Source organism: Agrobacterium burrii (assembly GCF_017313405.1).
GTDB classification, from domain to species: domain Bacteria; phylum Pseudomonadota; class Alphaproteobacteria; order Rhizobiales; family Rhizobiaceae; genus Agrobacterium; species Agrobacterium burrii.
This window is the reverse complement of record NZ_JAFLNA010000003.1, coordinates 463,401-471,179: the sequence shown is the minus strand read 5'-3', so window position 1 is coordinate 471,179 and position 7,779 is coordinate 463,401. Positions and strand designations below refer to the sequence as shown.

7 protein-coding genes are annotated in these 7,779 nt (G+C 58.0%); 4 read left to right on the top strand and 3 right to left on the bottom strand.

Going from position 1 to position 7,779, the window contains the following annotated elements:
- Window positions 1-35 precede the first annotated feature (35 nt).
- On the bottom strand, window positions 36-1,490 hold the full coding sequence (locus JZX89_RS08990; RefSeq protein ID WP_207133843.1) for a UdgX family uracil-DNA binding protein: 1,455 nt from the start codon (window positions 1,488-1,490) through the stop codon (window positions 36-38).
- Window positions 1,490-2,722 (bottom strand): putative DNA modification/repair radical SAM protein, encoded by a 1,233-nt coding sequence (locus JZX89_RS08985; protein ID WP_174373419.1) that lies wholly within the window; start codon window positions 2,720-2,722, stop codon window positions 1,490-1,492. Before JZX89_RS08985 ends, JZX89_RS08990 begins: the two co-directional genes overlap by 1 nt.
- A 221-nt stretch (window positions 2,723-2,943) precedes the next feature.
- Here JZX89_RS08985 and greA point away from each other — a divergent pair, with 221 nt between their 5' ends.
- Together greA and JZX89_RS08975 are read left to right on the top strand one after the other, a co-directional pair.
- Window positions 2,944-3,420 carry a transcription elongation factor GreA gene (greA, locus tag JZX89_RS08980; protein WP_149900083.1) on the top strand — a complete coding sequence of 159 codons (477 nt, stop codon included), beginning with the start codon at window positions 2,944-2,946 and terminating at the stop codon, window positions 3,418-3,420.
- A gap of 84 nt (window positions 3,421-3,504) precedes the next feature.
- Window positions 3,505-4,560 (top strand): glycosyltransferase family 4 protein, encoded by a 1,056-nt coding sequence (locus tag JZX89_RS08975; protein WP_207133842.1) that lies wholly within the window; start codon window positions 3,505-3,507, stop codon window positions 4,558-4,560.
- A 31-nt stretch (window positions 4,561-4,591) separates the two neighbouring features.
- Here JZX89_RS08975 and JZX89_RS08970 read toward each other — a convergent pair whose 3' ends face one another.
- A complete protein-coding gene (locus JZX89_RS08970; RefSeq protein WP_149900081.1) occupies window positions 4,592-5,059 on the bottom strand; it encodes an Lrp/AsnC family transcriptional regulator in 468 nt (155 codons plus the stop codon).
- 250 nt (window positions 5,060-5,309) lie between these two features.
- Between JZX89_RS08970 and trxB the strand changes: the two genes are divergently transcribed.
- Window positions 5,310-6,284, top strand: coding sequence for a thioredoxin-disulfide reductase (gene trxB, locus JZX89_RS08965; protein WP_207133841.1), 975 nt, complete (start codon window positions 5,310-5,312; stop codon window positions 6,282-6,284).
- A 24-nt stretch (window positions 6,285-6,308) separates the two neighbouring features.
- Complete coding sequence (locus JZX89_RS08960; RefSeq protein ID WP_003513405.1) at window positions 6,309-7,205, top strand: LysR family transcriptional regulator VtlR; 897 nt, start codon at window positions 6,309-6,311, stop codon at window positions 7,203-7,205.
- Window positions 7,206-7,779: the final 574 nt, after the last annotated feature.

Here is a 7,779-nt window from a genome sequence, read left to right as displayed (position 1 = left end):
AATAATACAATATATTCATAAATTAATAAAACAATCTATTCGAATAATCTTATAAACTCCATATCCTTTTTGAAGAGCAGAATTTCCGCCTCTTTCGCCCGCGCATCCGGCAGGCGCAGCAGATAGGATGGATGCACCGTGACAAACAGCGTTCGCCCTTCCTGCATGGGAAGAGGGCGGCTCCGAACGTCGGTGACTTTCTCCTTGCCACCGGTCAGCGCATAAAGCGCCGTCGCGCCCATGGCGACGATGAGCTTCGGCTGCACCAGTGCAATTTCCTGGTTCAACCACCAGCGACATTGCTGCACCTCACCCGCATCCGGCCGCTGGTGAATACGCCGCTTGCCACGTGTTTCATATTTGAAATGCTTGACGGCATTGGTGACGTAAAGCCGCCTGCGATCCACGCCGATCTCGCCGAGCGTCCGGTCAAAGAGCTGACCAGCAGGGCCGAGGAAAGGTTTTCCGGCAAGATCTTCGTGATCGCCAGGCTGCTCGCCGACGATCATAACATCAGCATCCTGCGGCCCCTCGCCAAAAACAGTTTGCGTCGCCTTGCAATGCAGCGGGCACCGCGTGCATTGGCTTGCCTGCCGCCTCAGAGAGGAAAGCGAATCTTCCGGTTCCGGCGACAGGACCTCCTCCCGTGCCGCGGCGGCAACGGCTTGCAAGCGGTGGTGAAACGGCTGCGGCTGGGTTGCGGCCTTGGCCGCCATATCAAGCACCCGCGCCTCCGCCCCCAGAATGAGGCCGGGAATTAGATCCGCTTCCGGCAGGTTCTTCCAGTATTTTTTCGGCATCTCCGCCGTCATCGCCTTGATCTTCAGGCGGGCCGGATTGAATATATTGGCATAATAGGTCCGCCAGAGATCGTCCGTCTCGTCTGTCAAATCGGGTTTGGCGGCGGCCTCCCGCGATGTTTGCAGCACGCTTCCATCCCATCGCGCAAAGCCTTTCGGCGTTGCGATCAGCCAGTCCATGTCAGTGAACCGCCGCTGGAAAAACGGGGCCTCGCGCTCGACAATGAAATGATCCGGCTCGAACCAGGCGACGAAGCGCCGTCGCCCGCCCTGCCCCTGCGGTAAGGGTAACTCCTTGAAACGAACGAAGGCTGTCATCTTGTGACAGTCACGACGGACGGATTTTTCGAGCAATCGCGCTTGTGAAACATCCGGATCGGACTTGAACCGCAGCAGAGCCCGATCCTGCCTAAGCCGCCACAGCAGCCGATAGAGCAGCGCGAAACGGCCCTTCTCGCTGTGGCAGATCACCGCCTGCGCCAGTGCCACGAAGGCGGCCGGAACGGAAACCTGCGTTTCACCAGCCTTGGGCGTCGGCAACGGCGCACCGGCAAAATCCAGCAGTCCCGCCTCATCGTCCCGCAGCCGCCAGTCAATCGCCTCCGGCGGCACATCGGCGGCAAGCGCCGAACGCGCCGCATCACGCCACTCGCCAAAATCGCCCCGTCCTTCCAGAACCGGGCCGTACATCACAACAGCGACAACTGTTCGGGCTGCGGCGCAAACATCGCCCGCAGATCCGGCCGTTCAGTCAGTTTGCCCGGCGTCCAGCCATCCGCGACGATAAAGGCCTTCACCTTTTTCAGGGACACCCCAAAACGGGCAACATCCTCCAGCCGTACCCGCCGAAACCGCCGTGATGACAGGATGGAAGCGACCGTCTTGGTGCCGAAACCGGGCACGCGCAGCAGCATTTCCCGATCCGCGGCATTCACATCCACCGGAAAACGGTCGCGATTTTTGAGCGCCCATGCCAGCTTTGGGTCGATATCGAGATCGAGCATGCCATCGCCGCCGATCGCGGTTATTTCGCCGATGTCAAAACCGTAAAAACGGTAAAGCCAGTCCGCCTGATAAAGCCTGTGCTCACGCATCAAGGGCGGCTTGATCAGCGGCAGGTTTTTCGAGGAATCCGGAATGGGGCTAAAGGCCGAATAATAGACGCGCCGCAGACCATAACTGCCATAAAGCCGGGCGCTGGTGGAGAGGATGGTGCTGTCGTCAGCGCCGTCAGCCCCGACGATCATCTGCGTGCTCTGCCCGGCGGGCGCGAAGCGCTTGGTCCGGCGCGTCCGCACCGTCGGCTCGCCCGCCTCCTCGATCTTCAGACGGATATCGGCCATGGAGCGGCGAATATTGGCAGGCTGCTTTTCCGGCGCAAAGCGACCAATACCGCTATCGGTCGGCAATTCGATATTGATCGACAGCCGGTCCGCGTAGAGCCCCGCCTCCTCTATGAGCTTTGGCGATGCTTCAGGGATCGATTTCAGATGGATATAACCGCGAAAGCCATGCGTAACACGCAGTTCCCGCGCCACGCGCACCATCTCTTCCATCGTATGATCCGAGGAGCGGATAATGCCGGAGGACAAAAACAGGCCCTCAATATAGTTGCGCCGATAGAACTCCAGCGTCAGCCACACCACCTCCTCGGCGGTAAACCGCGCCCGCTCGACATTGCTGGAAGAGCGGTTGATGCAATAGGCGCAATCATAGATGCAGAAATTGGTGAGTAGGATTTTCAGGAGTGAGATGCAGCGCCCATCCGGCGCATAGGCATGGCAGATGCCCGACCCCTCCGTTGAACCCAGTCCGCCTGATACTGCGGAGTTGCGTTTCGTCGTGCCGCTGGAGGCGCAGGACGCGTCATATTTCGCCGCGTCGGAGAGAATGGCAAGCCGTTGCCTGATTGACTTCTTCATATTAATGTTCACTATATGTTCCATTGAAAAATGTCAATCATGTCGACTAAGCCAATGAATAATTGCGGAAATTTCACCGGCTCAAATTTGCTGGCATTTCGCTGTCCTCTTCTGATATAGTCGGCTCAGTTTTGATTTTGGCATGGTTCCGGAGTTCCTCTCCGGAACCTGTTTCTTTTTGTGTCTGCAAGTAAAGCGACCGGAATGCGAAGGATAAAAAAATGGTAGAAAAAGTACCGATGACTCAGGGTGGATTCGTCAAGCTGCAGGAGGAGCTGCGCGTTCGCCAGCAGGAGGAGCGTCCCCGTATCATCGAGGCAATTGCGGAAGCGCGCGCCCATGGCGACCTTTCGGAAAATGCCGAATACCACGCTGCCAAGGAAGCCCAGAGCCATAATGAAGGCCGCATCACTGAACTCGAAGACCTGACCGCGCGCGCGGAAGTCATCGACCTTTCCAAGATGTCCGGCTCCAAGATCAAATTCGGCGCCACCGTCAAGCTGGTGGACGAGGATAGCGACGAGGAAAAGACCTACCAGATCGTCGGCGATCAGGAAGCCGATGTGAAGGCTGGCCGCATTTCCATTTCCTCGCCGATTGCCCGCGCCCTCATCGGCAAGGAAGTCGGTGACAGCATCGAAGTCAACGCACCGGGCGGCGCCAAGGGTTACGAAATCCTCGCCGTACAGTGGGGCTGATTGCTCTCGCAGGCCATGCATCCTCTCGGATGCATGGCGCTCTGACGCGCTGAAGCCAATTAGCCGGAACAACGGAAGCTCATCTTGCCCCACGTCAGTCTGAAAGATGTGCAGGTGCTTGCACCGAACTTCAAGCGCAGGCTCTCCGGCGTTACCTCTACCATCGTACAGCTCATTCCGGTGCAGAATCGGCTGGGACAGAAAGTGGCCGTCATCGGCCCCGGCCTGCCGCCACATCTGCCGCATGTGCGTTTCCGCGATCTGTGGCGTCTCTGGCAAAACGGGCCGTTCGGCGGCCCCCGCATCTGGCACGCCCGCCGCAATCTTGAAATGCTGCCAGGCATTTTCATGCGCGATGTATTGCGCATGAAGATAAAGCTGCTCTTCACCTCGGCCGCGCAAAGACGGCATTCCGCCTATACCCGCTTTCTGATTTCGAAGATGGACGCGGTGGTCGCAACCAGCGGCCGTTCCGGCTCGTTTCTGGAAGTCCCACATAGCGTCGTGATGCATGGCGTCGACACCGATCTGTTTCATCCGGCGGAAGGCCCCGAGGACACGATCGCCTCAACCGGCCTGCCGGGACACTATCTGATCGGCTGCTTCGGACGCGTGCGCCACCAGAAGGGCACCGATCTCTTCGTGCGCGCCATGATCGAGCTTTTGCCATACTATCCTGAATGGACGGCCGTGGTTTCCGGCCGCGTGACAGCGGAACACAAGGCCTTTGGTGACAAGCTCCAGGCCGATGTCGCGGCAGCCGGCCTTTCCGACCGCATCGTGTTTCAGGGCGAAGTTGATGACATCAAACCCTGGTACAGACGGCTGACGCTCTATGTCGCGCCGTCGCGCAACGAGGGTTTCGGGTTGACGCCGCTCGAGGCCATGGCCTCGGAAACATCAGTCGTTTCCAGCAATGCCGGCGCCTATGAGGAAATGATCGTCAAGGGCAAGACCGGCATGGTGGTCGAAGCGGGCGACTATGAATCGCTCAGGGATGCGATAAAGCCCTATCTTGCCGATCCGGCTCTGGCCAAGAGCCATTCACTCGCCGGGCTTGCGCATGTGCGCACGGCATTCCCGCTGGAAAAAGAGGCGACAAGTCTCGGTGCGGTCTATGACGCGCTACGGCGCGGATAACGCTCAGCAAAGCAGTTGCAAAGCCCGCCGTTCAGATTTCCACGAGACCGACGCGCTTGACCTGACGGATGGTCAGCATCGTGCGCACCGTATCGACATTCTCGTCCGCCGTCAGAACCTCGATGACGAAATCCTGAAACTCGGTGAGGTTTCTGGCGATGCAATGCAGCAGGAAATCACTTTCGCCAGACACCATCCACGCCTGGCGCACCAGCGACCAGCCAGCGGTCGCCGCCGCAAAGGCCTTCAGATTGCTGTCCGACTGGCGTTTGAGGCCGACCATGCAGAAGGCGACGAGGTCAAAACCGAGCTTCGGCGCGTTCAACATGGCGTGATAACCCTCGATTACGCCGGCTTCTTCCAGCTTGCGGACGCGCCTGAGGCAGGGCGGCGCGGAAATACCGACCCTTTCGGCCAGCTCCACATTGGTCATGCGCCCGTCACGCTGCAATTCGCGCAGGATTTTCAGATCGATGGCATCGAGGTCGACGCTGGTCACGGAGAGGTTCCTCGTTAATCAGGGGAACTTCCTTGTACTATTCGGTACAGGATTCGCAACAATATGCCGCCAGCCGGACACAAAATTGCGTGTGCATCCACAACTGCCTTGTTGGTAACGCAAGGCTGCCCTTGAATAAAGACACTAGACAACCTTAAATACCGGGCAACGAAGGGGTTGCGGCCCGTCCGCCGCTCTGCGGCTGGAAGGCCCCTTACCGAAAGACCCCGTTATTGAAAGGATTGTTTCCATGTCTGCCCGCCATACCAAGGTATTGATCATCGGCTCTGGTCCCGCCGGTTATACGGCGGCCATCTACGCGGCCCGCGCAATGCTGAAACCGGTGCTGATTGCCGGCATGGAACAGGGTGGCCAGCTGATGATCACCACCGATGTGGAGAACTATCCGGGCTTTGCCGATCCGATCCAAGGCCCCTGGCTGATGGACCAGATGCTGAAGCAGGCCACACATGTGGGCGCGGAAATCGTCAGCGACCTCGTCACCGAAGTTGATACCACCACCCGGCCTTTCGTGGTCAAGACCGATTCCGGTCAGGTCTGGACCGCCGACACGCTGATCATCGCCACCGGCGCCAAGGCCAAGTGGCTCGGCATCGAAAGCGAACAGCAATTTCAGGGTTTTGGCGTTTCCGCCTGCGCCACCTGCGACGGTTTCTTTTACCGCAACAAGGATGTGATCGTGGTCGGCGGCGGCAACTCCGCCGTGGAAGAAGCGCTCTATCTCGCCCATATCGCCAAATCCGTGACAGTCGTGCACCGCCGCGACAGCTTCCGCTCGGAAAAAATCCTGCAGGAACGCTTGTTCGCCAAGGAAAACGTCAAGATCCTCTGGAACACGGAAATCGCCGAAATCACCGGCGCACCCGCCAAGCCGCCCATGCCGCCCTCCGTCTCAGGTGTGCGGCTGCGTGACACCAGAACCGGTGTCATCAGCGACACGCCCATCGACGGCGTCTTCGTCGCCATTGGTCACGCGCCGGCAGTCGAGCTGTTCAAGGGCAAGGTGAAGCTGAAAGACAACGGCTACATGTGGACCGCGCCCGATTCCACGGCGACCGACGTGGAAGGTATCTTCGCAGCCGGCGACGTGACCGACGACATTTACCGCCAGGCGATCACCGCCGCCGGCATGGGCTGCATGGCGGCGCTGGAAGCAGAACGCTATCTCACCGCACAACAACCGCTCGCGGTTGCAGCGGAATAACCGAAAGGCAGGATAGGCATGGCAATGCCATTGGACTGGGATAAACTGCGCATTTTTCATGCCGCAGCCGAAGCAGGGTCTTTCACCCACGCTGCCGACAAGCTGCATTTGTCCCAGTCGGCCATCAGCCGTCAGGTCAGCGCGCTGGAGCAGGATGTCGGCGTCAAGCTGTTCCATCGCCACGCTCGCGGTCTGATTCTTACCGAGCAGGGCGAGTTGCTGTACCGCACCGCCCATGACGTGCTGCTGAAGCTCGAAACGGTGAAGATGCAGCTGACCGAAACGACGGAGAAGCCGAGCGGCAAGCTGCGCGTGACGACCACGGTTGGTCTCGGCCAGGGCTGGCTGACGGACAAGGTGCAGGAGTTCCTGCAACTCTATCCGGAAATGTCGATCCAGCTCATCCTCGACAATGAGGAGCTGGACGTGAACATGCGTCACGCCGATTGCGCCATCCGCCTGCGCCAGCCGCAGCAATCGGACCTTATCCAGCGCAAGCTGTTTACAGTGCATATGCACGTCTATGCCGCGCCGTCTTACATCAATCGCCACGGCGAACCCCAGTCGATCGAGGATTTAGACAATCACCGCATCATCTCGTTCGGTGAACCAGCGCCCAACTACCTGCTTGATGTCAACTGGCTGGAGAATGCCGGTCGCTCCTCAGACAACACGCGCATTCCGCATCTGCAGATCAACAGCCAGACCTCGATCAAACGCGCCTGTCTGCTGGGAATAGGCATAGCCTGTTTGCCGGATTACATTGTCGGCCGCGATCCGGGATTGATCCAGCTGTCGCTCGCCGCAGATATTCCCTCGTTCGATACCTACTTCTGTTACCCGGACGAGATGAAAAACGCAGCAAAACTGAAAGCCTTCAGAGACTTTGTCGTGGCAAAAGCCCGAAACTGGAATTTCTGACGTTTAAATAGGCCGGCACCATAAAAAATCATACTAATTCAGACGGTTGATCTGTCTGGCGCGGTCGCGCGCCAGACCTTTTGCCAACCAGCATTGCACATAAAATATACCGGAAATATCGAGGCCTGCATCATGCGCATGCCTGACCTGCACAAAAAAGAGTTGTTTCGTGCACAAATAAGCATCATATCGCACTCAGCTGATGCACACGGTGGCTTTTCCTCCCAGTTCCACCGCATCAGCTGTTCCCCTCTGGAGGTTTTTGACCTTCACACTTAAAGGGCCCTGGATCTATCCGGCGGCCCTCTTTTTTTACCCGCAAGAATTTTCCCCAATTTGGCGAAATATCGCACGATGCAACCTTGTTTTGCATTATTAGCGCTCCCATATTTTAGTTGGCTGTCACGCTCCCATAAGGCACGAGACAGCTGTTCCCCTCTGGAGGTTTTAACCTTCAAACTTATCGGGCCGCGGAGACATCCAGCGGCCTTCTTTTTTGGGAAGAGCTCCCGCCCCCCTAACAGGCCTCACGGATACGTGATTTGTATATCGTAAATCATCGATATAAATATCG

Excerpts from the sequence above, each read along its gene's own strand:
- JZX89_RS08990 (WP_207133843.1), bottom strand. The coding sequence starts at position 1,490 with ATGTACGGCCCGGTTCTGGAAGGACGGGGCGATTTTGGCGAGTGGCGT.
- JZX89_RS08985 (WP_174373419.1), bottom strand. The coding sequence starts at position 2,722 with ATGAAGAAGTCAATCAGGCAACGGCTTGCCATTCTCTCCGACGCGGCG.
- greA (WP_149900083.1), top strand. The coding sequence starts at position 2,944 with ATGGTAGAAAAAGTACCGATGACTCAGGGTGGATTCGTCAAGCTGCAG.
- trxB (WP_207133841.1), top strand. The coding sequence starts at position 5,310 with ATGTCTGCCCGCCATACCAAGGTATTGATCATCGGCTCTGGTCCCGCC.
- JZX89_RS08960 (WP_003513405.1), top strand. The coding sequence starts at position 6,309 with ATGCCATTGGACTGGGATAAACTGCGCATTTTTCATGCCGCAGCCGAA.